The organism is Streptomyces sp. NPDC031111 (assembly GCF_055570675.1).
Genome location: NZ_JBVIGS010000010.1, coordinates 38676 through 63683, shown reverse-complemented (window position 1 = coordinate 63683; position 25008 = coordinate 38676). Strand labels below are relative to the sequence as shown.

Genomic DNA, 25008 nt, shown 5'->3' with positions numbered 1-25008 from the left:
GCGGCGGGCCATCACATTACCCGGCGACGGCCCCCACGGATCGGTCACGGTCAGGCGGGCAGTCGGAAGTCGACGACGTGGAGCGGTGAGGGTGTCGTACCGGTCGACTTCTCCTGGTACATGACCGACAGGATCCCGTCCTGGGCGACGCGGGTCTCGTCGATCACCACCTCGCCGAAGGCGTTCAGTCCACCGCCGTCGTACAGCGGCCGCCAGTCGGTGTGCCCGGAGGCCGCGGAGGCCCCGGCGATACGGCCGTAGGGGAACACCGCGTAGGCGTTGTCGTACTTGTCCAGGACCAGCTTGGTGCGCTGGCTGGAGTTCAGCGGGACGGGGATCTCGGTCTTCCGCCAGCCGCCGGAGGCGGTCCGGCGGACGTGGAAGGCGCGCCCGTTCGCGGTGCGGTCGGCGACGTAGTCCGTGGTGCACTGGCCGAAGCGGCCGGGGACGTAGGAGATGATCGCGTGCGGCCGGCCGGCCGAGTCGGTGAACTGGCTCTCCTGGTTCATCAGGGAGTGGTCCGGGTTCAGCGGGTCGACCACCAGTCCGCTGTCGGTGACGGAGACCGGGTCGGAGGACCCGGTTCGGCCGACGACGGTGCCGGCGTCGTTGCGCCAGGTGCGGCCCCGGTCGTCGGAGTAGACGTAGCCGGTGTCGTGGTTGGTGATGCCGCCGCCGTCGCACATCACGGCGGCGTTCTGCTCGCGCCAGGTGAAGAAGGAGTGGAGGCGGCCCCGCCGGTCGTAGTCGATGCCGTGCAGGTACATGTTGCGGGCGGTGGAGGAGCCGTGCTCGCTGGTGTAGGTGCCGGTGGAGGCGCTCCACTCCCCCAGCGCGGTCCACCGGGTGCCGTCGTACTCGGCGAGGGCGTTGCGGCCGTTGCCGGAGACGCCCGCCCGGTAGCTGAGCTGGAGCCGGCCCTCGGGGGTGGCGACGAACTGAGGGTAGGTGAACTGCGAAGTGAGGGCGAGCCCGTCGAGCGTGGCTTGCGGGGCGCCGAAGCGGCTCGCGGTCCAGCTCAGCCCGGTGGGATTGTCCAGGAGCCCGGCGACGGACTTCACGTAGGTGAAGCCGTCGCTGTGGGAGTCCATGTTGAGGTGAAGGCGGCCGTCGGTCCTCGAGACGCCCATGGAGATGACGTTGTGGGAGTCGTTGTAACGCAGGGTGTGGCCGACCCGCACCGTCTGCCAGGTGCTCGCGCCGAGGGCGCGGCGGCCCACGACGGCGTTGCGGTCGGCGGTGTACCAGGCCGCGTACTGGTGGCCCTTGTGGGTGAGCAGACCGTTCTTCTGGAACGCGTTGTTGTTGACCAGGCCGTCGTAGGACACGAAGTAGATCGCCCGGCTGTCGAGCGTGGTGCTGCCGGTGCGGGTGAGGGACGGCCCGGGGGCGGCGGCCCGTGCGGCGCCGGCGGCGAGGGCGGGGGCCGCCGTGGCGCCGAGGAGTGCTCCGGCCAGGAGAGTGCGTCGTCTCATCGCGGGCTCCGTCGTCAGGCGAGGTGGAAGACCTCGGTCAGCGGTTTCATCGCCTCGTCCGGCCGGGAGCCGTCGAGGGACTCGAAGAAGGGGGACATCTCCGCCTGCCAGCGGGCGTTGACCTCGGTGGCCTCCATGCCGGCCTTCGCCGCCTCGAAGTCCTCGGTCTCCAGGTAGCCGACGAGCAGGCCGTCGTCGCGCAGGAAGAGGGAGTAGTTGTGCCAGCCGGTGGCCGAGAGCGCCTCGCGCATCTCGGGCCACACGGCGGCGTGGCGTTCGCGGTACTCGGCGATCCGGTCCTGACGGACCTTGAGCAGGAAACAGACGCGTTGCATGAATACCGCTCCTCGCGGGTCGGTCGGGATCAGAAGTCGAACTTGTCGATGTTGTCGGCGTTGAAGACGGTGGGCTTGCCCAGGTTGATCACGCCGTCCTTGCCGATGGTGTACTCGCCCATCGCGCCGGCCTCGAAGGTCTCGCCCTCCTTGCCGGTGATCTGGCCGGAGGACAGGGCGACGGCGGTGCGGGCGGCAAGTTCGCCGAGCTTGGCCGGGTCCCAGAGCTCGAACGCCTCGACGGTGCCGTTCTTGACGTACTTGCGCATGTCGTTGGGGGTGCCGAGGCCGGTCAGCTTGACCTTGCCCTTGTACTTGGAGCCGGACAGGTACTGGGCGGCGGCCTTGATGCCGACGGTGGTCGGGGAGATGATCCCCTTCAGGTTCGGGTACTCCTGGAGCAGGCCCTGGGTCTGCTGGAAGGACTGCTGGGCGTCGTCGTTGCCGTAGGCGACCTTGACCAGCTTCATGTCCTTGTACTTGGGATCCTTGAGCTCGTCCTTCATGAACTCGATCCAGGTGTTCTGGTTGGTCGCGGTCTGCGCGGCGGACAGGATCGCGATCTCGCCCTTGTAACCGATCTGTTCGGCGAGCAGCTGCACCTCGGTGCGGCCCAGGTCCTCGGCGGACGCCTGTGAGACGAAGGCGTTGCGGCAGTCGGCTGTGGTGTCGGAGTCGTAGGTGACGACCTTGATGCCGTTCTTCATGGCCTGCTTGAGCGCGGTGCACAGGGCGCCGGGGTCCTGCGCGGAGACGGCCATGGCATCGACCTGCTGCTGGGTGAGGGTGTTGACGTAGGAGACCTGGCCGGCGGTGTCGGTGGCGCTGGAGGGGCCGACCTCCTTGTAGGTGGAGCCGAGCTCCTTGACGGCCTTCTCACCGCCCTTGTCGGCGGTGGTGAAGTAGGGGTTGTTGACCTGCTTGGGCAGGAAGCCGACGGTGAGGCCCTTCTTGGTGGCCGCGTTGGGGTCGGCCTTGCCGCCCGAGGCCGCGGCGCCGCCCTCGTTCTTCACGTCCTCCTTGGTGGTGCCACCGCAGGCGGTGGCGGCCAGGGCGAGCGAGGTGACGGCGGCGAGCGCCGCACAGGTACGACGGAGGGATGCCTTGCGCATGGTTGGGTTCCTTATTGACGAGGGTGAGGAGAAGCGCCCCGAAGGGGCGCGGGGAACTGCGCGACCAGCCACAACGGGCCCGCAGCCATCGAACGACCGTCTATGTCAGCCTTCGCGCCCTGGCCAGGGCGATCTGCCGCGCAACGCGCGGCCCGAGCACGGACAGCACCAGCAGCACACCGGTGACGACGATCTGGGACTGCGCGGACACGTCCTGAAGGCTCATCACGTTCTGCAACGCACCGAGCAGGAACACCCCGGCGATCGCGCCACCGAGCGTCCCCTTGCCACCGTCGAAGTCGATCCCGCCGAGCAGCACGGCTGCCACGACCGACAGTTCGAGCCCCGTCGCGTTGTCAAAGCGCGCACTGGCGTAGTGCAACGCCCAGAAGACACCCGTGAGGGAAGCCATCAGCCCCGTCAGGGTGAACAGAATGAGCTTCTGCCGCTTGACCCGGATCCCGGCGAACCGCGCGGCCTCCTCGCTGGCCCCGATCGCGAACAGCGACCGCCCGAACGGGGTGGCGTGCAGGGCGACGACGGCGATCGCGAGCAGCACCAGGAACGGCAGGAAGGCGTACGGAATGAACGTGTCGCCGATGCGTCCGGCGGCGAAGTCCAGGTACTGCGTGGGGAAGTCGGTGACCGCGTCGGAGCCGAGCACGATCTGCGCGATGCCCCGGTAGGCGGCCAGCGTGCCGATGGTGACGGCTAGGGAGGGCAGTCCGAGGCGGGTCACCAGCAGGCCGTTGATCAGGCCGCAGACCACACCGATGAGCAGGCAGATCGGGATGATCGTCTCGATGGCCATGCCCTGGTTCCACAGGGCGCCCATCACCGCGCCGGACAGTCCGGCGGTGGAGGCCACCGACAGGTCGATCTCGCCGGAGACGACCAGCAGGGTCATGGGCAGGGAGATCAACGCGATCGGCAGGGTGTTGCCGATGAGGAACGACAGGTTGAGCGCGTTGCCGAAGCCGTCGACGGTGGTGAACGACAGCAGCAGGACCACGACGAGCAGGGCGCCGACGACCGTGTCCCAGCGGACCGCGCGCGTCAGTGACTCAGGCATGGCGGGCGTTCCTCTTCTTCAGGGCGGAGGCCACGCGCAGCGCGACGATCCGGTCGACCGCGATGGCGAGGATGAGCAGGATGCCGTTGATGGCGAGCACCCACACGGAGCTGACCCCGAGGGCGGGCAGCACGCTGTTGATGGAGGTCAGCAGCAGCGCGCCGACTGCCGCGCCGTAGACGCTGCCGGAGCCGCCGGTGAAGACCACGCCGCCGACCACCACCGCGCTGACCACGGTGAGTTCGTAGCCGTTCCCGGTGCCGGAGTCGACGTTGCCGAACCGGGCCAGGTACAGCGCGCCCGCGAGTCCGGCGAGGGCGCCGCAGAAGGTGTACGCGACGAGGATCCGCTTGCGCACGGGGATGCCGGCGAGCCGGGCGGCCTCCGGGTTGGAGCCGAGGGCGTACAGCTCACGTCCGCTGCCGAAGTGCTTGAGGTAGTACGCGGTCGCCACGAGCACCGCGAGGGCGATGAGCGCCAGGTAGGGCACCGCCGAGATGCCGCCGGAGCCGAAGTCGACGAATCCGGCGGGGAGATCGGCGGCGGTGATCTGGCGGGAGCCGACCCAGATGGAGTCGATGCCGCGGATGATGTAGAGCGTGCCGAGGGTGACCACGAGGGCGGGCACCTGGCCGAGGCTGACGAGCAGGCCGTTGAGCAGTCCGAAACCGATGCCGAGCAGCACGGCGAGCGCGATGGCGACGACCGGGTTCCCGCCGCCCTGGAGGTAGGTGCCGGCGGCGAAGGCGCTGATGCCCAGGGTGGAGCCGACGGACAGGTCGACGTTGCGGGTGATGACGACCAGGGACTGGCCGGTGGCGACCAGGACCAGGATGGTCGCGTTCAGCAGCAGGTCCTTGATGCCCTGTTCGGACAGGAACTCGCTGTTGCCGGCCTGGGTGACGGCGATCATCACCAGGAAGACGACCAGGATGGCGAGTTCGCGCATCTTGAAGACGCGGTCGACCAGCCGGGTCGCGCCGGCCTTCGGCACATCGGCTACGGGGGCGGGGTTGGGGCTGAGCACCGTCATGCGGCTGTCCTCCCCGTGGCTGCGGCCATCACGGTTTCCTCGGTGGCGTCGGTGCGGGGGATCTCGGCGGTGATCCGGCCCTCGTGCATCACCAGCACGCGGTCGGCCATGCCGAGGATCTCGGGCAGGTCGGACGAGATCATCAGGACGGCGACACCGTCGGCGGCGAGCTGGGACAGCAGCCGGTGCACCTCGGCCTTCGTGCCGACGTCGATACCGCGCGTGGGCTCGTCGACGATCAGGACCTTCGGGCCGGTGGCGAGCCACTTGGCGAGGACGACCTTCTGCTGGTTGCCGCCGGAGAGCGTGTTCACCGTGTCCGCGATCCGGGCGTACTTGACCTGGAGCTTCACCGCCCAGTCGAGGGAGCGGCTGCGCTCGGCGCCGCGGTCCATCAGACCGGCCCTCACGGTCGTACGGAGTCCGGTGAGGCCGATGTTGCGCTCGATGGACATGTCCATCACCAGGCCCTGGGCGCGCCGGTCCTCGGGGACCAGGGCGAGGCCCGCGGCCATGGCGGTGGACGGGGCGCCGTTGGTCAGCTTCCGCCCGTCGACCTCGACCTCGCCGGCGTCCCAGCGATCGACGCCGAACACGGCGCGGGCGACCTCGGTGCGGCCGGCGCCGACGAGTCCGGCCAGGCCGACGATCTCGCCGCGCCGCACGTCGAAGGAGACGTCGGTGAAGACGCCCTCGCGGGTCAGCCGGCGCACGCTCAGGGCGACCTCGCCCGGCTTCACCTCCTGCTTGGGGTAGAGCTCCTCCAGGTCACGGCCGACCATGCGGCGCACCAGGTCGTCCTCGGTCATGCCGTCCAGCGGCTCACTGGAGATCCAGGCGCCGTCGCGCAATGTGGTGACCCGTTGGCAGATCTCGAAGATCTCCTCCAGGCGGTGGGAGATGAACAGCACCGCGGCGCCCTGTTCGCGCAGGGTGCGCACGACGCCGAAGAGGCGGGCGACCTCGCTGCCGGTGAGGGCGGCGGTCGGCTCGTCCATGATCAGTACGCGGGCGTCGAACGAGAGCGCCTTGGCGATCTCGACGATCTGCTGGTCGGCGATGGACAGTCCGCGGGCCGGGCGGTCCGGGTCGAGTTCGACGCCGAGCCGCCGCATCAGGGCGGCGGTCGCGTCGTGGGTGGCCCGGTGGTCGATCCGGCCGAGCGCCCGCCGGGGCTGCCGGCCCATGAAGATGTTCTCGGCGATCGACAGGTCGGGGAAGAGCGTGGGCTCCTGGTAGATCACGGCGATGCCGGCGTCGCGGGCGTCGCCGGGGCCGGGGAAGACGACGGACGCCCCGTCCAGCAGCACCTGGCCGGCGTCCGGCCGGTGCACTCCGGCGAGCGTCTTGATGAGGGTCGACTTGCCGGCTCCGTTCTCGCCGGCGAGGGCGTGCACCTCCCCGGGGAACAGCTCCAGGGAGACGTCCCGCAGGGCGCGGACCGCGCCGAAGGACTTGGAGACGCCCTTCAGTGCGAGCACCGGGGCCGGACCCGTGTCGGACGGGTGGGTCATGAGGGCTCCTCGACGACGCCGGGTGGGACGGCCCTCACGGCGTCGTGAAAGGTTTCAACTGGGTTGCCGGGACGTTAGGCGCGCCACGCATGTCACGTCAATGGGTCCCGGTCGAAAAACTTTCGAGAGCTTCGGGTCTCGGCCTGGTCACGGAGAACAGTCTTGGCCGGAGGGGTTGACACCCCTTCGGGAGCCTCATAGCTTCCCGTTCTGAATCGTTTCACTCAGTGGTCGTTACGACCCGATGTCACAGGAGCCCTGACGTGACCGAGCTCGCCGCGGTGAAAGCCGCTCTCAAGACACAGGCCGTGGAGACGCCGTCCTGGGCGTACGGGAACTCGGGGACCCGGTTCAAGGTGTTCGCGCAGCAGGGCGTTCCCCGCACCCCTCAGGAGAAGCTGGACGACGCGGCGAAGGTCCACGAGTTCACGGGTGTCGCGCCGACCGTGGCGCTGCACATCCCGTGGGACAAGGTCGACGACTACGCCGCGCTCGCCAAGCACGCGGAGGACCGCGGCGTGCGGCTCGGCGCGATCAACTCCAACACCTTCCAGGACGACGACTACCGGCTGGGCAGCATCTGCCACCCGGACGCGGCGGTGCGCAGGAAGGCCGTCGACCATCTGCTGGAGTGCGTCGACATCATGGACGCGACCGGCTCCAAGGACCTGAAGCTGTGGTTCGCCGACGGGACGAACTATCCCGGGCAGGACGATGTGCGCTCCCGTCAGGACCGGCTCGCCGAAGGGCTGGCCGAGGTGTACGAGCGGCTCGGTGAGGGGCAGCGGATGCTGCTGGAGTACAAGCTCTTCGAGCCGGCGTTCTACACCACGGACGTGCCGGACTGGGGCACCGCCTACGCGCACTGCCTGAAGCTCGGCGAGAAGGCGCAGGTCGTGGTCGACACCGGGCACCACGCGCCGGGCACCAACATCGAGTTCATCGTGGCGACGCTGCTGCGGGAGGGCAAGCTCGGCGGGTTCGACTTCAACTCGCGGTTCTACGCGGACGACGATCTGATGGTCGGCGCGGCCGACCCCTTCCAGTTGTTCCGGATCATGTACGAGGTGGTGCGCGGGGGCGGGTTCACGCCCGAGGTGGCGTTCATGCTCGACCAGTGCCACAACATCGAGGCGAAGATCCCGGCGATCATTCGTTCCGTCATGAACGTTCAGGAGGCGACGGCCAAGGCGCTGCTGGTCGACCGGGCGGCGTTGGGTGAGGCTCAGGCCTCGGGGGATGTGCTGGGGGCCAACGCCGTGCTGATGGATGCGTACAACACGGACGTGCGTCCGTTGCTTCGCGAGGTGCGGGGGGAGATGGGGTTGGACCCCGAGCCGCTTGTCGCGTATGGGCGGTCCGGGTGGGCGGAGAGGATCGTCGCTGAGCGGGTTGGTGGGGAGCAGGCGGGTTGGGGGGCGTGAGCGTCTGCCGGGTTTCTGTTTGTCGCGGGCCGCGGGTCGGTCGTGGTTGATCGCGCCCACGCGGCGGAGCCGCACATCAATACAGCCCCGCGCCCCCCAGGTATGTGCACTCACCCTCTTTCACGTAAGGACTGGACGTTCATGGCAACCCATCCCGAAGCCGCCGCCCTGCTTGCTCGGTCGCACCGGCTCGGTGCCGATCCCCGTAACACCAACTACGCGGGAGGCAACGCCTCCGCCAAAGGCACCGAGACCGACCCCGTCACCGGGGGTGATGTCGAGCTGATGTGGGTCAAGGGGTCCGGGGGTGATCTCGGGACGTTGACCGAGGCGGGGCTGGCCGTGTTGCGGCTGGATCGGCTGCGGGCGCTCGTCGACGTGTATCCGGGGGTCGAGCGCGAGGACGAGATGGTCGGGGCGTTCGACTACTGTCTGCACGGCAAGGGGGGTGCCGCGCCCTCGATCGACACCGCGATGCACGGGCTCGTCGACGCCGCGCACGTGGACCATCTGCACCCGGACTCCGGGATCGCGCTCGCCTGCGCGGCCGACGGGGAGAAACTGACCGCGGAGTGCTTCGGCGACACCGTGGTGTGGGTGCCCTGGCGGCGGCCCGGGTTCCAGCTCGGGCTGGACATCGCCGCCGTGAAGGAGGCCAACCCACAGGCCATCGGGTGCGTGCTCGGGGGTCACGGGATCACGGCGTGGGGCGACACCTCCGAGGAGTGCGAGCGGAACTCGCTGCACATCATCCGCACCGCCGAGGCGTTCCTCGCCGAGCGTGGCCGGCCGGAGCCCTTCGGGCCGGTGATCGAGGGGTACGAGGCGCTGCCGGAGGAGGAGCGGCGGGTGCGGGCGGCCGCCCTGGCACCGTATGTGCGGGCCGTCGCCTCGCAGGACCGGGCGCAGGTCGGGCACTTCGACGACTCCGACGCCGTACTGGACTTCCTGGCCCGCGCCGAGCACCCGCGGCTGGCCGCGCTGGGCACCTCCTGCCCGGACCACTTCCTGCGCACCAAGGTACGGCCGCTCGTCCTCGACCTGCCGCCGTCCGCACCGCTCGACGAGGCGGTGGCCCGGCTGAAGGAGCTGCACGCGGCCTACCGCGAGGAGTACGCCGCCTACTACGCGCGGCACGCCGAGGACGACTCCCCCGCGATGCGCGGCGCGGACCCGGCGATCGTGCTGGTGCCGGGCGTGGGCATGTTCAGCTTCGGCAAGGACAAGCAGACCGCACGGGTGGCCGGCGAGTTCTACCTCAACGCGATCAACGTGATGCGCGGGGCCGAGGCCGTCTCCACGTACGCGCCGATCGAGGAGTCGGAGAAGTTCCGCATCGAGTACTGGGCGCTGGAGGAGGCCAAGCTCCGGCGGATGCCGCAGCCCAAGCCGCTCGCCACCCGGGTGGCGCTGGTGACGGGCGCGGGCAGCGGGATCGGAAAGGCGATCGCCCAGCGGCTGGTGGGCGAGGGCGCGTGCGTCGTCGTGGCCGATGTGAACGGGGAGAACGCGGAGCGGGTCGCCGAGGAGCTCGGTGGCTCCGACAAGGCCGTCGCCGTGACCGTCGACGTCACCTCCGAGGAGCAGATCGCCGCCGCCTTCCGGGCCGCCGTCCTCGCCTTCGGCGGGGTCGACCTGGTGGTGAACAACGCCGGCATCTCGATCTCCAAGCCGCTCCTTGAGACGACGGCGAAGGACTGGGACCTCCAGCACGACATCATGGCCCGCGGTTCCTTCCTCGTCTCGCGCGAGGCCGCCCGGGTGATGACCGCTCAGGGGCTGGGCGGGGACATCGTCTACATCGCGTCGAAGAACGCGGTGTTCGCCGGCCCCAACAACATCGCCTACTCCGCGACCAAGGCCGACCAGGCCCATCAGGTGCGTCTGCTCGCCGCCGAGCTGGGCGAGCACGGCATCCGGGTCAACGGCGTCAACCCGGACGGTGTGGTGCGCGGCTCCGGGATCTTCGCGGGCGGCTGGGGCGCCGAGCGCGCGGCCGTGTACGGGGTGCCGGAGGAGAAGCTGGGCGAGTTCTACGCACAGCGGACGCTGCTGAAGCGGGAGGTGCTGCCCGAGCATGTGGCGAACGCCGTGTTCGCGCTGACCGGCGGCGACCTCACCCACACCACCGGACTGCACGTCCCGGTCGACGCCGGCGTCGCCGCCGCGTTCCTGCGATGAGCACCGCCGTGAAGTCGTACGCCGCGGTCGACCTCGGCGCGTCCAGCGGGCGCGTCATGGTCGGCCGCGTCGGCGCCGACAGCCTGGAGCTGTCCGAGGTCCACCGTTTCCCGAACCGTCCGCTGCGCGTGCCCGAGGGGCTGCGCTGGGACGTCCTCGGGCTGTACGCCGGTGTGCTGGACGGGCTGCGGGCGGCCGGCACGGTGGATTCCGTCGGCATCGACAGCTGGGCCGTGGACTACGGGCTGCTGGACGCGGACGGGGCGCTGCTCGGGAACCCGGTGCACTACCGCGACAGCCGTACCGACGGGGTCGCGGAGAAGGTGTGGGCCACCGTGCCCGCCCAGGAGCTGTACGCGGCGACCGGTCTCCAGTACGCGCCGTTCAACACGCTGTACCAGTTGACGGCGGCCCGCGACTCGGCCCAACTGTCGCAGGCCCGGCGGCTGTTGCTGATCCCGGACCTGCTGACGTACTGGCTGACGGGCGAGCAGGGCACGGAGCTGACCAACGCCTCGACCACCCAGCTGATCGACCCGCGCACCCGGGACTGGGCGCACGGCGTCGCGGACCGGCTGGGCATCGACCTGGGTCTGTTCGCGCCGCTGCGCGGGCCGGGCGACCCGGCCGGGGTGCTGCGGCCCGAGGTGCTGGAGGAGACCGGGCTGACCGGTCCGGTGCCGGTGACGGCGGTCGGCTCGCACGACACCGCGTCCGCGGTGGCCGCGGTGCCGGCGGACGGTGAGCGGTTCGCGTACATCTGCACCGGCACCTGGTCGCTGGCCGGGCTGGAGCTGGACGCGCCGGTGCTGACGGAGGAGAGCCGGGCGGCCAACTTCACCAATGAGCTGGGCCTGGACGGCACCGTCCGGTATCTGCGCAACATCATGGGCCTGTGGCTGCTCCAGGAGTGCGTACGGGCCTGGGGCGAGCCGGATCTGGGCGCGCTGCTCCTCGACGCGGCCAAGGTGCCGGCGCTGCGGTCGGTGGTGGACGCCGGGGATGCGGCGTTCCTCGCGCCGGGGCGGATGCCGGAGCGGATCGCCGAGGCCTGCCGGGCCTCGGGGCAGCCCGTGCCGGTCTCCCCCGCCGAGATCACGCGCTGCATCCTCGACTCGCTGGCGCTCGCCCACCGTAAAGCGGTCGAGGACGCGCAGCGGCTCGCCGGGCGGTCCGCCGACGTCGTGCACATCGTGGGCGGCGGCACCCGCAACGCCCTGCTGTGCCAGCTGACCGCCGACGCCTGCGGGCTGCCGGTGGTGTCCGGGCCGACGGAGGCGGCGGCGCTGGGCAACGTGCTGGTGCAGGCCCGCGCGCACGGGCTGGTCGGCGACCTGGCCGGGATGCGGCGGCTGCTCACCCGCACCCAGCTGCTGACGCGGTACGCGCCGCGTGGCGGTACGCAGCGGTGGCAGGCGGCGCAGGTCCGGCTCGCCCGGGGCTGACGGGGGTCTCCCCCGGGGCCCCGCTCCCCCACTACCCTGCATTCACCCGATGATCGATTCCACGAGGAGCCGCGATGCGTGTCGCCCTGTTCCTGACCTGCGTCAACGACACGCTCTATCCGGACACCGGGCGCGCCGTGGTGAAACTCCTGACCAGACTGGGCGTCGAGGTCGACTTCCCGATGGCGCAGACGTGTTGCGGCCAGGCGCACTACAACACGGGCTATCGGCACGAGGCCGAGCCGCTGGCCCGGCATTTCTCCGATGTCTTCGGAGGCTACGAGGCGATCGTGACGCCGTCGGGTTCGTGCGGGGCGATGGTGCGGGAGCTGTATCCGCGCATGGGTGAACGGGCCCGGGCGGAGGGACGCGGGGACACCCTCGCGGCGACACTGGCGCCGGTGGTGCCGAAGACGTACGAGCTCACCGAGTTCCTGGTGGACGTGCTGGGGGTGACGGACGTCGGGGCGTACTACCCGCACAAGGTGACCTACCACCCGACCTGTCACGGGCTGCGCGGCCTTGGCCTCGGCGAGCGGCCGCTGCGGCTGCTGCGGGCGGTGAAGGGGCTGGAGCTGGCCGAGCTGCCGGGGGCCGAGGAGTGCTGCGGGTTCGGCGGCACGTTCGCCCTGAAGAACTCCGACGTCTCGGCGGCGATGGGCACCGACAAGGTGCGCAACGCCGAGTCGACGGGCGCCGAGGTGCTCTGCGCGGCGGACAACTCCTGTCTGATGCACATCGGCGGCACGATGACCAGGCTGCGGACCGGGATGCGGCCGGTGCACATCGCGGAGATCCTGGCGAGCACGGAGGAGGAACCGGCCGTATGAGCGGGACATTCGTCGGGATGCCGGCGTTTCCGGAGGCGGCGCGGGACGCCGTGCGGGACGACACCCTGCGCGGCAATCTGCGGCACGCCACGCACACCATCCGGGCCAAGCGGGCGAAGGCCGTCGCGGAACTGCCCGACTGGGCTGAGCTGCGGGAGGCCGGGAAGCGGATCAAGGACCACACGCTCCGCCATCTCGACCGGTACCTGGAGCGGTTGGAGGAGTCGGTGACGGCGGCGGGCGGCACGGTGCACTGGGCCGCCGACGCCGACGAGGCCAACCGGATCGTCGCCCAACTGGTGAAGGAGACCGGCGAGTCGGAGGTCGTCAAGGTCAAGTCGATGGCCACGCAGGAGATCGGGCTCAACGAGGCGCTGCTCGAAGAGGGCATCCACGCCTACGAGACCGATCTGGCCGAGCTGATCGTGCAGTTGGGCCGGGACCGGCCCTCGCACATCCTGGTGCCGGCGATCCACCGCAACCGCGGGGAGATCCGGGAGATCTTCGCCCGCGAGATGAGCGAGTGGGGCCGTCCCGCCCCCGAGGGGCTGACGGACACGCCCGCCGAACTGGCCGAGGCGGCGCGGCTGCATCTGCGGGAGAAGTTCCTGCGCGCCAAAGTGGGCATCTCCGGCGCCAACTTCATGGTCGCCGAGACCGGCACGCTGGTGGTGGTGGAGTCCGAGGGCAACGGACGGATGTGCCTGACCCTGCCCGAGACGCTGATCTCGGTCGTCGGCATCGAGAAGGTCGTGCCGACCTGGCAGGACCTGGAGGTGTTCCTCCAGACCCTGCCCCGCTCCTCGACCGCCGAGCGGATGAACCCGTACACCAGCACCTGGACCGGTACGACCGACGAGGACGGCCCGCGGACCTTCCACCTGGTGCTGCTGGACAACGGCCGCACCGACACCCTCGCCGACGAGGTCGGCCGGCAGGCACTGCGCTGCATCCGCTGCTCGGCCTGCCTCAACGTGTGCCCGGTGTACGAGCGGGCCGGCGGGCACGCGTACGGCTCGGTCTACCCGGGGCCGATCGGGGCCATCCTCAGTCCCCAACTCCGGGGCACCGGGAGTGAGATCGACGCGTCCCTGCCGTACGCCTCGTCGCTGTGCGGGGCGTGCTACGAGGTGTGCCCGGTCGCCATCGACATCCCCGAGGTGCTGGTGCACCTCCGGGAGCGGGTCGTGGAGGGCGGTCAGGTGACGCGGGCGGGCAACAAGGTGGTGCTGCAACCCGCTAAGGGACACGCCGCCGAGCGCGCCGCGATGCGCGCCGCGCGCTGGGCGTTCACCCGCCCCGGCGCACTGCGCGCCGGTCAGCGCCTCGCCTCCCGCACCCGCCGTCTCCATCCGCGCACCCTGCCGGGCCCCGGCCGGGCGTGGAGCGGGAGCCGGGACCTGCCGGCGGTGCCTGCGGAGCCGTTCCGGGACTGGTGGCAGCGTACGCGGGGCGGGAAGGGAGCCGCGAAGTGAGCAGCAGGGAAAGGATCCTGGGCCGGGTGCGGCGCGCCCTCGCCGACGTCCCGGAGGACGACACCCCGTACGAGCGGGCGGTCGCCCGTGACTATGCGCGCGAGCACGGTGAGCGGACGGCCGGGGAGACGGTGGACCTCCTCGCGGAGAACCTGGCCGACTACCGGGCGATCGTGCACCGTACGGACGCGGCCGGGCTGGCCGGTGTCGTCGCCGGGCTGCTCGCCGCGCGCGGTGCGTCGTCGGTGCTCGTTCCGCCCGGCCTGGACGAGGGCTGGCTCGCCTCGGCGGAGGTGACACGGGTGGCGGACCGGGCGGAGAGCACCCCGCACGAGCTGGACCGGGTCGACAGTGTGGTGACCGCCTGCGCGGTCGCCGTCGCCGAGACGGGCACGATCGTGCTCGACGGCTCCCCCGACCAGGGCCGACGCCGGATCACCCTCGTCCCCGACCATCACATCTGTGTCGTCCGGGTACCGGACCAGGTCGTCGCCTCGGTGCCCCAGGCTCTCGCGCGTCTGGACCCGGCCCGCCCGCTGACCTGGATCTCCGGACCGTCGGCGACCAGCGACATCGAACTCGACCGGGTGGAGGGCGTGCACGGACCACGCACGCTGGAGGTCGTCCTGGTCGGGTGAACCCCCTCGGGGGGTGTCGTTGTGTACACCCCCCGAAACGGGTTCTGCGCCCAATGTGGCGCGGCCGTCAGCTCCGTAGCGTCTTCGGCATGGCACACGGGGTGCCGGACGGAGGAGATGACGATGTTTCGCAGCGGGGCACGACGCGACCACGACACGGGACCCGCCCCCGAGGCGCTGCGGCTGGTCAAGGTCACCAAGTCCTACGGGACGGCGGACAGCGCCGTGACCGCCCTCGACGAGGTGACGCTCGGGCTGGCCCGGGGGACGTTCACCGCGGTGATGGGGCCGTCGGGCTCGGGCAAGTCGACGCTGTTGCAGTGCGCGGCGGGTCTGGACCGGCCGGACAGCGGGATCGTGCGGGTGGACGGCAAGGAGCTGACCGGCGGCGGCGAGGCGGAGCTGACGAAGTTCCGGCGTGGCCGGATCGGGTTCGTGTTCCAGCAGTACAACCTGCTGGAGACGCTGACCGTCGCGCAGAACACGGTGCTGCCGCTGAAGCTGGCGGGGAAGCGCGTGGACCGGAGGCGGGCCCGGGAGATCCTCACCGCCGTCGGTCTGGGCGACCGGCTCCGGCACCGGCCCGACCAGCTGTCCGGCGGTCAGCGGCAGCGGGTCGCGATCGCCCGGGCGCTGGTCACCGAACCCCGGGTGATCTTCGCGGACGAGCCGACCGGTGCGCTGGACACGCGCAGCGCGCGGGAGGTGCTGACGCTGCTCCAGCAGGCGGTGCGGGTGCACGGGCGGACCGTGGTGATGGTGACGCACGACCCGGTCGCCGCCTCCTACGCCGACAGCGTGCTGTTCCTCGCGGACGGCAGGCTGGCCGGCCGGCTGGACGCGCCGACGGCGGACGCGGTGGCCGAGCGGCTGGCCCACTTGGGCGACGACATGACGGCGGGGGTGTGAGCCGTGTTCGTACTGGCCATGCGGTCGATCCGGCAGCGGCCCGGACGGTTCCTCGCGACGCTGCTGTCCGCCTTCCTGGGCGCGGCGATCATCATGATGTTCAACTCGATGCACGACACGGCCGGACAGCCGGGCGTGGACCCGGTGAGCTCCGACACCCTGGGAACGGCGGCCGGCGTCGTCGGTGGGTACGGCACGCTGCTGGTGCTCTTCGCCGTCGCCTCGACCCTGACGGTGAACGTGCGGCAGCGCTCGGCCGAGCTGGAGCTGCTGCGCTGCTCGGGGGCGACCCCGGCACAGATCAAGCGGATGGTCGTGGGTGAGGCGGTGGCCGTGGCCCTGGTGGGCGCGGCGCTGGCGATCGGCCCGGCGATGCTCGGCGGGCGGGTGCTGCTGGACATGTTCCAGGACGGCGGCCAGGTCGCGCGGTCGGTCGAGTACTCCTTCGGCCCGATCGCGCTGATGAGCGGCGTGCACATCACGCTGCTCGCGGCGGCGGGCGCCGCGTTCCTCGCCGTGCGGCGGGCGACGCGGCGCAGCAGGGAGCGCGTCCGGGCACGGCGGTTCCTGGCGTACGGCGCGCTGGCCGCCGGTGCCGCGGGGGCCGGCTCCACGTTCTTCTTCTCCGCGACGGACGAGGTGCTGATGGCGCCGCCCGCCCAAGGGGCGATCATGCTCTCGGTGGGGTTCGCGCTGATGTCGCCACGGCTGCTGAAGGGCGTACTGGACCGGCTGGCGCTGACCGGGGCGAGCGGGTGGCTGGCCGTGCGGAACCTTCGGCAGCGGGCCGAGGAGCTCGCCGGGATCCTGGTGTCACTGATCATGTTCACGGCCGTGTCCACGGCGACGCTCACCATGCAGGCGGTGGAGAGCGACGCCGTCGCGGCCTCGGGCCTGGTGAAGTCGGTCGACGCGAAGAACCTGGAGACGCTCAACCTCACCGTCGTCGGCATCATCGCCGTCTTCGTCTGCGTCATGCTGGTCAACTCTCTGTACGCCGCCACGACCTACCGCTCCCGTGAGTTCGGGCAGCAGCGTCTGGCGGGGGCCACCCCGAGGCAGGTGCTCGGCGTGGTGGGTGCCGAGGGCGCGATCCTCACGGTCGCGGGGGTGTTCTTCGGCACGATGGCCGCGCTGGCCGGGGTCGTACCATTCACGGTCGTCCGCACCGACGGGGTGCTGCCGGACCAGTTCCTCGGCACATGGCTCGCCACAGTGGCGGTGACGGCGGCGGTGACGCTCGGGACGAGCCTGGCCACGGCCCGGCGCGTGCTGCGCACGCCGGCGGTGACGGCGGTCGCCGCAACCGCGTGACAGAGCGCTGAGCAAGCGCTTGGATAGGGTCCGGGCACTCTCTGGGTGTCCGGACACCGCCGTACCCGCGCTCAGCCGGAGGTCCCTGTTGTTCAGTTCCGTCGACGACGTCTCCGCGCGCCTCGCCGAGACCGGTTATCTGGCGTCGCCCGCGGTGGCCACGACCGTGTTCCTCGCCGACCGGCTGGGCAAGCCGCTGCTGGTGGAGGGCCCCGCTGGGGTCGGCAAGACCGAGCTCGCCAAGGCCGTCGCACAGGTCGCCGGGGCCCGTCTGGTCCGGCTCCAGTGCTACGAGGGGGTGGACGAGTCGCGGGCGCTGTACGAGTGGAACCACGCCAAGCAGCTGCTGCGGATCAGCGCCGGCCGGGACGAGAGCTGGGACGAGACCCGTACGGACATCTTCAGCGAGGAGTTCCTGCTGCCCCGTCCGCTGCTGACCGCCATCCGCGGCGACGACCCCAAGGTCCTGCTGATCGACGAGACCGACAAGGCGGACGTCGAGGTGGAGGGCCTGCTCCTGGAGGTGCTCGGCGACTTCCAGGTGACCGTCCCCGAGCTGGGTACCGTCACCGCGACGCGGCGCCCGTTCGTCGTCCTCACGTCGAACGCGACCCGGGAGCTGTCCGAGGCGCTGCGCCGCCGCTGTCTGTTCCTGCACATCGGCTTCCCCGACGCGGAGCTGGAGCGGCGGATCGTACGGCTGAAGGTGCCGGGCATCGACGCGGCGCTGGCCGACTCCGTGGTGCGGGTGGTCGGTGCGCTGCGCGCGATGGACCTGCGGAAGGCGCCGTCGGTCGCCGAGACCGTCGACTGGGCCCGCACGCTGCTGGCACTGGGCGCCGGCACCCTGGACGAGACGGTCGTACGGGACAGCCTGGGCGTGATCCTCAAGCACCGGGACGACATCCAGAAGGCGGCGGCCAAGCTCGACCTGGACGCGCTGTGAACGCCGACGCGGACTCGGACCTCGGGGCGCGGCTGACCGGCCTCGTCGGCGCGCTCCGCGCGCACGGCGTGCGCATCGGCACCGGTGAGACCGTGGACGCGGCGCGGGCGGTGGAGGCGCTGGGACTCGCCGACCGGGAGCTGCTCCGTGAGGGCCTGGCGGCCACGCTGCTGCACGGCACCGCGCAACGCCCGGTGTTCGAGGCGGTCTTCGACCTGTACTTCCCGCGCGGGGTCGGCGCGCCGGACGGCGGGCCCGCGGACCGGGAGGACCTGCGCGACCGGCTGGCCGCCGCGCTCGCCGACGGCGACGCCGCGCTGATGGGCCGGCTGGCGGTGGAGGCGGTCGACGGCTTCGGCGGGTACGGGGGTTCACCGGGGTCGGACGGCTGGTCGTCGTACCAGGCACTGGACCGGCTGCGTCCGCAGACGCTGCTCGCCCGGGTGCGGGACGAGATCCGCGGACGGGACGGCGCGGCGGGCTTCGGCGACCGGCTGCTGGAGGACGAGATCCGGCGGCGCGTGGAGGAGTTCCGGCGGATGGTGGCCTCGGAGGCGCGGCGCAGGGTGGCCGAACGGCGCGGCCGGGACGAGATCGCCCGGCGCGCGGTGGCCCCGACCACCGACCGTGTCGACTTCCTGTTCGCCGGGAAGGACCGGCTGGCCGAGCTGCGCCGCACGGTGCGGCCGCTGGCCCGGAAGCTGGCGACCCGGATGGCCGCCCGCCGGCGCAGGGCCGCGCGCGGCAGCATCGACCTGCGCCGGACCCTGCGCGGATCGCTCTCGACGGGCGGGGTTCCGATACGGCCCGTGCTGCGCCGGCGTCGGCCCGCGCGGCCCGAACTGGTGCTGCTGTGCGATGTGTCGGGCTCGGTGTCCGGCTTCTCCGACTTCACGATGCTGCTGGTGCAGGCGCTGCACGACCAGTTCGGCAAGGTGCGGGTGTTCGCCTTCGTCAACCGGGTCGACGAGGTGACCGGACTGCTGGTGCACGGCGCCGCCGACCCGGAGGGCCTGGGTGCCCGGATCCGCGAGGGGGCGAGCCTCACCGGCTGGCACGGCAGCAGCGACTACGGCATGGCCTTGGGCGAGTTCACCGAGCGGTACGCCGACGCCGTGGGCCCGCGCACCACCGTGCTCGTCCTCGGCGACGCCCGCACCAACATGGCCGACCCGAACCTACCCGCCGTGCGCGAGCTGGTCCGGCGCGCCCGGCGCGTGCACTGGCTGAACCCCGAACAGCGCTCCCGCTGGGGCACGGGCGACTCCGCGGCACCCGAGTACGCGGAGCTGGTGGAGATGCACGAGTGCCGCAACGTACGTCAGTTGAGCACGCTGATCGAGGGGCTGCTGCCGGTGACGGGCTAGTCGGCCTTGGCGTACTTCTGGGCCATGCCGCCCGCGAAGTCGTACACCACGACCTGGTCGTCGCCGACGACCCACGCGTCGTGGCCCGGTGCGCAGACGAAGACGTCCCCGGGGCCGACCTCCCGCTCCGCGCCGTCGTCCATGCGGATGTGCATACGGCCCTGGACGACATAGCCGTTGTGGTGGATCTGGCAGCTCTCCGTCCCGGCGATGGGACCGACGGACTCGGACCAGCGCCACCCGGGCTCGAAGGTGGCCACGGCGAAGTCCAGCCCTGTCATGTGAACGGCTTCCAGGTGTCCCCTGGGGAAGTCGCGCCTCTCGTCCGGCTTGTCCAGCGTCTTGATCTCGAGCATGGCCCTGTTCCCTTCCGACCGCCGCCTGCCCCACCACTCCATCGTCCGTCCGTCCACTCGGGGGCGCCATTCGGGTGATGGGGCCGGTCCGCGCCCGTCAGGTCGCGGGTCCGCAGAGCCGGGCGAAGCGCTCGGCGTCGATGTTGCCGCCGGAGAGGATCAGTCCGACGCGGGGCGGGAGCGGGCCTGCGCGGCCGGTGAGCAGCGCGGCGAGCGGGGTGGCACCGCTCGGCTCGAGGACGATCTTCAGGCGCTCGAAGGCGTACCGCATGGCGTCCCGGATCTCGTCGTCGCCGACCAGCACGATCCCGTCGAGGAGCCGCCGGTTGAGGGAGAAGGTGAGTTCGCCGGGGGTGTGCAGGGCCTGGCCGTCGGCGATGGTGCGCGGCACCGGGATGCTGATCCGCCGGCCCGCCTCCAGTGACCTCTTGGTGTCGTCCCCGGCCTCCGGTTCGACGCCGATCACCCGGGTCCCGGGACGCAGTCCCTTGACGGCGGTGGCGCTTCCGGCGATCAGTCCCCCGCCGCCGACCGGGGTGAGCAGCAGGTCCAGCTCGCCCGCCTCTTCGACGAGTTCGAGGGCGGCCGTGCCCTGTCCGGCGATGACGTGCGGGTGCTCGTAGGGCGGGACGAGGGTCAGGCCGCGCTCGGCGGCGAGGGCCTCGGCGACGGCGACCCGGTCGCCGGTGTAGCGGTCGTAGGTGACGATCTCGGCGCCGTAGCCCTCGGTGGCGGCCCGCTTCGACGGCGGGGCGTCCTCGGGCATGACGATGACGGCGGTGGTGCCCAGTTCCCGGGCGGCCAGGGCGACGGCCTGGGCGTGGTTGCCGGAGGAGTACGCGGCGATGCCCCGGGACAGCTGTTCGGGGGTGAGCCGGGAGGCCGCGTTGTAGGCGCCGCGGAACTTGAAGGCGCCGACGCGCTGGAAGTTCTCGCACTTGAGGTGGATCTCGGCGCCGGTGAGCGCGTCCAGGGTGCGGGAGCGCAGGACGGGCGTGCGGTGTGCGACGCCCTTGAGGCGCTCGGCGGCGGCACGGACGTCGTCGAGGGTGACCGGCGGGGTGGTGGTCGTCACGTGGTGTCTCCAGCGGGGGTCGAGTCGGAGGTCGTCCGGGACTGGGAGAGGTAGTGGTAGGCGGAGGCGCGGGAGATGCCGAGCCGGGCGGCGACCTGCTCGACCGCGCGCCGTACGGCGAAGACCCCGCGGTCGTCCAGGTCCCGGAAGAGCCGCAGCCGTTCGGCGCGGTCGAGCTGGGCCCAGCCGCGGTGCTGCCGCAGCTGGTGGGCGTCGACGATCGCCTCGACGACCGAGTCGATGTCGTTCCCGAAGGTCGTCGTCGGCGGTTCGGCCGGGCCGGTGCCGAGGCCGGCGAGCGCGCCGAGCAGGGTGTGCGCCTGGCCGACGGCGGTGACGTCGACATTGACGCACAGGGCGCCGAAGACCGCTCCCGTGGAGTCCCGGAGCACGATCGTGGAGGACTTCACGAGGGTGCCGTTCCCGGTCCGGGTGAGGTAGTTGAGCTCGTCGGCGGCCTCGTCGCCGCGGGCCAGCACCCGCATGCCAATCTCGCTCATCGCCCCGCCCACCGTCCGCCCGGTCACGGTGCCGGCCACGGCGACCACCGATTCCTCCGGGCGCCGGTAGTCGTGCAGCACCACCTCGCAGACCGGTCCGAACGTCGCGGCGATCCCGTCGACGACGGGCGTCAGCGCGGCGAGAATCGCGTCCCGCTCGGCGTCCCGGCCCTGTGCGGCCGCCATGAGCACACCTCCTGCCTGTCCCACCAACCCTTCCTAGACTATACGTCCAGCCTCTGGATTGTCAGTCCAGATCTGGTCCCGGTGCGGCCGTGGCCGTCGCCTCCGCCTCCGCCTCGCCGATGAGGGCGGCGAGGGTCGTGCGCGCACGGGCCACGCGGGAACGGACGGTGCCGACCGGGCAGTCACCGAGGGCCGCCGCCTCCGTGTACGGCAGCCCGAGCAGCTGGGTGAGGACGAACGCCTCGCGCCGCTCCTCCGGCAGCCGGTCCAGCAGATCGAGCAGCACGATCCCGTCGTCGAATCCGGGCAGCCCGCGCGGCTGGGCCCGCTCGACGGTCAGCTGCCAGTCGCACACGTCGGCCGTCCGGGGCCGTACGGCCGCGTACCGGTGGCTGTCGGCCACCGCGCGGCGGGCGATGGCCAGCAGCCAGGTCCGCGCCGAGGAGCGGCCCTCGAACCGGTGCAGACTGCCGAGCGCCCGCAGAAAGGTGTCCTGGGTCAGATCGTCCACGGCCTGGGGGTCGGCGCACAGGTGGGCGACATAGCGGATGACGTCGCGGTGCAGGGCGCGGACGAAGCGGTCGACGGCGTCCGAGTCACCGCCGCGTGCGGCCAGCGCCCAGGCGGTCGCCGCGTCGTCGGTGGGTCTTCCGGGAGAGGCGGGCAGGGCGGAAGTGATCACCTGATGTCCTTCGCGGAGGACCGGACCACGGGCGTGCGCGGCCCGGTCGGCGGGGAGACGGCCGCGGACGGTACGCGGAAGAGGGGCGTACGGGCACACGGCCGGAGCCCGGGGCGCGCAGGGGCGGCCCGGGGTGTCACCGGCTGCCGTCAGACGGCAGCGGCCCCGGCGGGCGGACCGCGAGAGGTGATCGCGTGAACGAGGAGGAGAAGACGCGGCGCGCGGTCGGAGCGGCGGCGCCGGCGGACGCGGAGGACCGGACGGTGCGGCGGCACCGTAGTGACGAACAGCGGCCGGACCGGAGCGGCCAGCCATCCGCCGACGGCCCGCAGCACCCGGAAGACGGCCCGCTCCCCGTACCCGAGCCACAGACCGCACAGCAGCGCGGCCAGCAGGTGGGCGGCGAGCATGCCGGCCGAGGAGTCCCCGGAGGGCGCCAGGTGCCCGTCCGTGCCCGTGCTCATGCTCGGTGGCACGGGCACGGGCATGGGCGTGGTGTGCATGGCGTGCGAGCCGTGCGACATCGCCCCCATGTCCATGGAGCGGGCGGCTTCGGCGGGGCTCACCAGGGAGAAGGCCGAGTGCAGGGCCGTCTGGGCGGCGACGGCGACGGCGGTGATCAGCGGCAGTCCGCGCTCACGCCCCGCGAGTCCCCAGCCCACGACGCCGGTCACGGCCCAGCCGGCCGCGAGCGTCCACAGGGGAAGACGGTCGCCGGACATCATGACGTGCCCCAGGGCGGCAAGCACGACGCAGACGGCCGCGAACACCGCGGCCCGTCCCGTGCGAGTGCCCCACCCAGCAGTCATGGCCCCTCATCGTCGCATCCGGGCCCCAACCGGTCACCCGTGGATACGGTTTCTCCCACGCCCGCAACTCATTCCCCGGCATGTGACCCGGAACACCCTTCACTGCGGCCGGAGTTGGGGGAAAGGGAAGGCCCGGCCGGCCGTGGTCCCGTACGGGGGAGCGGGAACCACGGGCCGGCCGGGCCGGTCAGGGGGAGGTGGAGTCAGAGGCTCGTCTCTCCGGCGAGGCCGAAGAAGTCGTGCCACTTCCTGCCGTTGACGAAGCCGTCCGTCCCGTTGGACAGGTTCACGTAGACGTCGGCCAGGTCGTTGTGGGTGAAGGTGACGATGTCGTCCTTGCCGTCGCCGTCGTAGTCACCCACGTAGGGGAACTCGCCGTCCGGGGCGAAGAAGTCGGCCCACTTCCGGCCCTCGCCGAAGACCGCGCCGTCGGACAGGGCCACATAGACGTCGCTCGCCTGACCGCCGGTGAAGGTGACGATGTCGTCCTTGCCGTCGGCGTTCACATCGCCGACGCGGGGCCGTTCGCCCTCCGGGGCGAAGTGGTCGTGCACCTTGCGCGGAGCGCCGAACCGGTCGCCCTCGTTGAAGGCCACGTACACGTCGTTGGAGGCGTCCTGGGTGAAGGCGATGATGTCGTCCAGGCCGTCCCCGTCGACGTCACCCACGGCCGGGAACTGGGCCCAGGGCGCGAAGTCGTCGTGCCACTTCCGGCCCTCGCCGAAGGTACCGCCGTCCGAGAGGGAAACGTACACGTCGGCCGTGTCCTCGCGGGTGAACGCGATGATGTCGTCGATGCCGTCGCCGTCGAAGTCGCCCACCGCGGGCACCTCACGGCCGGGGGCGAAGTGGTCGTGCCACTTCTGGCCCGTGCCGAAGGACTTGCCGTCGGAGGCGGCGACGTACACGTCCGCGTTCGCACCGTGGGTGAAGGTGATCGCGTCGTCCTTGTCGTCGCCGTTGAAGTCACCGGTCAACGGGGTCTCACCGCCCGGCGCGAAGTGGTCGTTCCACTTCACCTCCCGGCCGTCGAACCCGCCGCCCGTGGACCTCGCGACATAGGCGTCGGCCCGGTCGTCCTGGGTGAACGTGACGATGTCGTCCTTGCGGTCGCCGTCGAAGTCGGCAGGGGAGCCGCCCATCATGCCGCCACCGGTGAGCCGCACCCGCATCAGGAACACGTTGTAGGGCTGCCACTGCGACATCGTGAAGTACAGATAGGGGCTGTTGGAGTCGGCCGACCACGGGTGGATGAACGACCCGTACAGCTGCGGGTAGTCGGCGCCGGACGCGACCACCTGCTTGCCGCTCCACGGGCCCCACGGCGTCGCCGAGGTCCGCATCACGATCGCGCCGCCCGGGTCGTCCAGGTACATCATCACGAACCGGCCGAGATAGCGGCTGTACTGCACGGACAGTTCACCGACCGGAGCCCCGGCGACCGGCGTCGCCGCATACGAGTCGGTGACCCAGTCGCCGCCGGTCCAGTACCGGTAGGCACCGGGCTCCAGGAGCTGCCCCTCGGGGACACGGGACAGGAACACGTCCCCGAAGCGGCCGTTCCTGGTGCCGTACAGGTAGACGTAGCCGCCCTGCTTGAGCATCGCCGCCATCTGGAACTTGTTGCCGAAGGACGCGTCGTTCTGCCAGCGGGCGTCGGCGTCCTTGATCCAGTTCTCGCCGTTGTCGTCGGAGTAGGCGATGCCCGAGTAGTTGGTGAACCACTCGCCCGGCCCGCCCCAGCGGCGGACCGACATGTAGTGCATGTACTGCCGGCCGCCCACCGAGATGCCGGCGGTGGGAATGGTGGTCAGCTCGTCGCCGTCGACGCGCTTGCACGGCAGCACCTGCTTGGCGTGGCCGGGGCGGTCCGTCGCCATGCTGTCGATGTTCATGCCGTCGGCCAGGTTGCGGTCCCCGCTGCGCGCCACCAGGTTGCAGCGCCAGTCCAGGGTGGCCTGGTCGCCGACGGCGGCTCCCGGCCCGGTCCAGCCGTTGCCGTACGAGTCGCCGAAGGCGGTGAGGACCTCGCCCTTGCCGTTGTCCCACATGATGCCGAGGTCGGTCGCCTTCAGCTGCCAGCGGACGTCGGTCGCGCTGGTGGAGCCGGGTCCGGTCAGCTTGGCCACCCGCTCGGCGCGCGAGAGCACTCCGGCGGCCTGGACGTCGGCGGCGGCCACCGCCTTGGTGGTCGCGCTCGGCGCCTTGTCGTGGCCGGGCTGGGCGGCGGACGCGGTACCCACGCCGGCGAACAGCGAACCGACGACCAGCGAGGCCAGCGACAGTGCGGCCGGGAGAAGTCTCCCGGTTCTGCGTTTCACCACGGATTC

22 protein-coding genes are annotated in these 25008 nt (G+C 71.5%); 10 read left to right on the top strand and 12 right to left on the bottom strand.

Annotation, left to right across the window (positions count from 1 at the left end; all coding sequences use genetic code 11):
• Positions 1-50: 50 nt before the first annotated feature.
• From ACZ470_RS21380 to ACZ470_RS21355, 6 genes are all read right to left on the bottom strand, one after another.
• On the bottom strand, positions 51-1475 hold the full coding sequence (locus tag ACZ470_RS21380; RefSeq protein WP_468429331.1) for a BNR repeat-containing protein: 1425 nt from the start codon (positions 1473-1475) through the stop codon (positions 51-53).
• A 14-nt stretch (positions 1476-1489) separates the two neighbouring features.
• Entirely contained in the window at positions 1490-1810 is a 321-nt protein-coding gene (locus ACZ470_RS21375; protein ID WP_344557127.1) for an L-rhamnose mutarotase, read from the bottom strand.
• 29 nt (positions 1811-1839) lie between these two features.
• Positions 1840-2922 (bottom strand): rhamnose ABC transporter substrate-binding protein, encoded by a 1083-nt coding sequence (gene rhaS, locus ACZ470_RS21370; RefSeq protein ID WP_468429329.1) that lies wholly within the window; start codon positions 2920-2922, stop codon positions 1840-1842.
• Positions 2923-3022: 100 nt separating this feature from the next.
• The gene (locus ACZ470_RS21365; RefSeq protein ID WP_468429327.1) at positions 3023-3994 is read right to left on the bottom strand and encodes an ABC transporter permease; all 972 of its coding nucleotides are present in this window, start codon (positions 3992-3994) and stop codon (positions 3023-3025) included.
• Positions 3987-5027, bottom strand: coding sequence for an ABC transporter permease (locus ACZ470_RS21360; protein ID WP_468429325.1), 1041 nt, complete (start codon positions 5025-5027; stop codon positions 3987-3989). Before ACZ470_RS21360 ends, ACZ470_RS21365 begins: the two co-directional genes overlap by 8 nt.
• A complete protein-coding gene (locus tag ACZ470_RS21355) occupies positions 5024-6541 on the bottom strand; it encodes a sugar ABC transporter ATP-binding protein (protein WP_468429323.1) in 1518 nt (505 codons plus the stop codon). The genes ACZ470_RS21360 and ACZ470_RS21355 overlap by 4 nt, the downstream gene beginning before the upstream one ends.
• Positions 6542-6804: 263 nt before the next feature.
• On the opposite strand from ACZ470_RS21355, the gene rhaI reads away from it, so the two are divergent.
• The 10 genes from rhaI to ACZ470_RS21305 all read left to right on the top strand — a co-directional run bounded on the left by rhaI (position 6805) and on the right by ACZ470_RS21305 (position 19070).
• Positions 6805-7965, top strand: coding sequence for an L-rhamnose isomerase (gene rhaI / locus ACZ470_RS21350; protein ID WP_468429322.1), 1161 nt, complete (start codon positions 6805-6807; stop codon positions 7963-7965).
• A 141-nt stretch (positions 7966-8106) separates the two neighbouring features.
• Complete coding sequence (locus tag ACZ470_RS21345) at positions 8107-10146, top strand: bifunctional aldolase/short-chain dehydrogenase (RefSeq protein WP_468429320.1); 2040 nt, start codon at positions 8107-8109, stop codon at positions 10144-10146.
• The gene (locus ACZ470_RS21340; RefSeq protein ID WP_468429318.1) at positions 10143-11591 is read left to right on the top strand and encodes a rhamnulokinase; all 1449 of its coding nucleotides are present in this window, start codon (positions 10143-10145) and stop codon (positions 11589-11591) included. Before ACZ470_RS21345 ends, ACZ470_RS21340 begins: the two co-directional genes overlap by 4 nt.
• Positions 11592-11665: 74 nt before the next feature.
• Positions 11666-12421, top strand: coding sequence for a (Fe-S)-binding protein (locus tag ACZ470_RS21335; protein WP_468429316.1), 756 nt, complete (start codon positions 11666-11668; stop codon positions 12419-12421).
• On the top strand, positions 12418-13896 hold the full coding sequence (locus ACZ470_RS21330; protein WP_468429315.1) for a LutB/LldF family L-lactate oxidation iron-sulfur protein: 1479 nt from the start codon (positions 12418-12420) through the stop codon (positions 13894-13896). Before ACZ470_RS21335 ends, ACZ470_RS21330 begins: the two co-directional genes overlap by 4 nt.
• The gene (locus ACZ470_RS21325) at positions 13893-14534 is read left to right on the top strand and encodes a LutC/YkgG family protein (RefSeq protein ID WP_468429313.1); all 642 of its coding nucleotides are present in this window, start codon (positions 13893-13895) and stop codon (positions 14532-14534) included. Before ACZ470_RS21330 ends, ACZ470_RS21325 begins: the two co-directional genes overlap by 4 nt.
• A 123-nt stretch (positions 14535-14657) precedes the next feature.
• Positions 14658-15443, top strand: a complete 786-nt coding sequence (locus tag ACZ470_RS21320) for an ABC transporter ATP-binding protein (RefSeq protein WP_468429311.1) — start codon at positions 14658-14660, stop codon at positions 15441-15443.
• A 3-nt stretch (positions 15444-15446) separates the two neighbouring features.
• Positions 15447-16757 (top strand): FtsX-like permease family protein, encoded by a 1311-nt coding sequence (locus tag ACZ470_RS21315; protein ID WP_468429310.1) that lies wholly within the window; start codon positions 15447-15449, stop codon positions 16755-16757.
• Between the two features lie 88 nt (positions 16758-16845).
• Positions 16846-17703 carry an AAA family ATPase gene (locus ACZ470_RS21310; RefSeq protein WP_468429309.1) on the top strand — a complete coding sequence of 286 codons (858 nt, stop codon included), beginning with the start codon at positions 16846-16848 and terminating at the stop codon, positions 17701-17703.
• Positions 17700-19070 (top strand): vWA domain-containing protein, encoded by a 1371-nt coding sequence (locus ACZ470_RS21305; protein WP_468429307.1) that lies wholly within the window; start codon positions 17700-17702, stop codon positions 19068-19070. Before ACZ470_RS21310 ends, ACZ470_RS21305 begins: the two co-directional genes overlap by 4 nt.
• Here the strand turns inward: ACZ470_RS21305 and ACZ470_RS21300 are convergent.
• The 6 genes from ACZ470_RS21300 to ACZ470_RS21275 form a co-directional block, all read right to left on the bottom strand.
• The gene (locus ACZ470_RS21300) at positions 19067-19426 is read right to left on the bottom strand and encodes a cupin domain-containing protein (RefSeq protein ID WP_468429306.1); all 360 of its coding nucleotides are present in this window, start codon (positions 19424-19426) and stop codon (positions 19067-19069) included. The genes ACZ470_RS21305 and ACZ470_RS21300 overlap by 4 nt on opposite strands.
• A 97-nt stretch (positions 19427-19523) precedes the next feature.
• Complete coding sequence (locus ACZ470_RS21295) at positions 19524-20501, bottom strand: pyridoxal-phosphate dependent enzyme (RefSeq protein WP_468429304.1); 978 nt, start codon at positions 20499-20501, stop codon at positions 19524-19526.
• Positions 20498-21187 (bottom strand): helix-turn-helix transcriptional regulator, encoded by a 690-nt coding sequence (locus tag ACZ470_RS21290; RefSeq protein WP_468429302.1) that lies wholly within the window; start codon positions 21185-21187, stop codon positions 20498-20500. Before ACZ470_RS21290 ends, ACZ470_RS21295 begins: the two co-directional genes overlap by 4 nt.
• Before the next feature lie 61 nt (positions 21188-21248).
• A complete protein-coding gene (locus tag ACZ470_RS21285; protein ID WP_468429300.1) occupies positions 21249-21869 on the bottom strand; it encodes a sigma-70 family RNA polymerase sigma factor in 621 nt (206 codons plus the stop codon).
• 149 nt (positions 21870-22018) lie between these two features.
• A complete protein-coding gene (locus tag ACZ470_RS21280; RefSeq protein WP_468429298.1) occupies positions 22019-22678 on the bottom strand; it encodes a hypothetical protein in 660 nt (219 codons plus the stop codon).
• A 203-nt stretch (positions 22679-22881) separates the two neighbouring features.
• Complete coding sequence (locus ACZ470_RS21275) at positions 22882-24999, bottom strand: DUF4185 domain-containing protein (protein WP_468429296.1); 2118 nt, start codon at positions 24997-24999, stop codon at positions 22882-22884.
• Positions 25000-25008 lie beyond the last annotated feature (9 nt).

What these genes read in the sequence shown, in the direction of transcription:
- ACZ470_RS21380 (WP_468429331.1), bottom strand. Translation starts at nt 1,475, where the DNA reads ATGAGACGACGCACTCTCCTGGCCGGAGCACTCCTCGGCGCCACGGCG.
- ACZ470_RS21375 (WP_344557127.1), bottom strand. Translation starts at nt 1,810, where the DNA reads ATGCAACGCGTCTGTTTCCTGCTCAAGGTCCGTCAGGACCGGATCGCC.
- rhaS (WP_468429329.1), bottom strand. Translation starts at nt 2,922, where the DNA reads ATGCGCAAGGCATCCCTCCGTCGTACCTGTGCGGCGCTCGCCGCCGTC.
- ACZ470_RS21365 (WP_468429327.1), bottom strand. Translation starts at nt 3,994, where the DNA reads ATGCCTGAGTCACTGACGCGCGCGGTCCGCTGGGACACGGTCGTCGGC.
- ACZ470_RS21360 (WP_468429325.1), bottom strand. Translation starts at nt 5,027, where the DNA reads ATGACGGTGCTCAGCCCCAACCCCGCCCCCGTAGCCGATGTGCCGAAG.
- ACZ470_RS21355 (WP_468429323.1), bottom strand. Translation starts at nt 6,541, where the DNA reads ATGACCCACCCGTCCGACACGGGTCCGGCCCCGGTGCTCGCACTGAAG.
- ACZ470_RS21345 (WP_468429320.1), top strand. Translation starts at nt 8,107, where the DNA reads ATGGCAACCCATCCCGAAGCCGCCGCCCTGCTTGCTCGGTCGCACCGG.
- ACZ470_RS21340 (WP_468429318.1), top strand. Translation starts at nt 10,143, where the DNA reads ATGAGCACCGCCGTGAAGTCGTACGCCGCGGTCGACCTCGGCGCGTCC.
- ACZ470_RS21335 (WP_468429316.1), top strand. Translation starts at nt 11,666, where the DNA reads ATGCGTGTCGCCCTGTTCCTGACCTGCGTCAACGACACGCTCTATCCG.
- ACZ470_RS21330 (WP_468429315.1), top strand. Translation starts at nt 12,418, where the DNA reads ATGAGCGGGACATTCGTCGGGATGCCGGCGTTTCCGGAGGCGGCGCGG.
- ACZ470_RS21320 (WP_468429311.1), top strand. Translation starts at nt 14,658, where the DNA reads ATGTTTCGCAGCGGGGCACGACGCGACCACGACACGGGACCCGCCCCC.
- ACZ470_RS21300 (WP_468429306.1), bottom strand. Translation starts at nt 19,426, where the DNA reads ATGCTCGAGATCAAGACGCTGGACAAGCCGGACGAGAGGCGCGACTTC.
- ACZ470_RS21290 (WP_468429302.1), bottom strand. Translation starts at nt 21,187, where the DNA reads ATGGCGGCCGCACAGGGCCGGGACGCCGAGCGGGACGCGATTCTCGCC.
- ACZ470_RS21280 (WP_468429298.1), bottom strand. Translation starts at nt 22,678, where the DNA reads ATGACTGCTGGGTGGGGCACTCGCACGGGACGGGCCGCGGTGTTCGCG.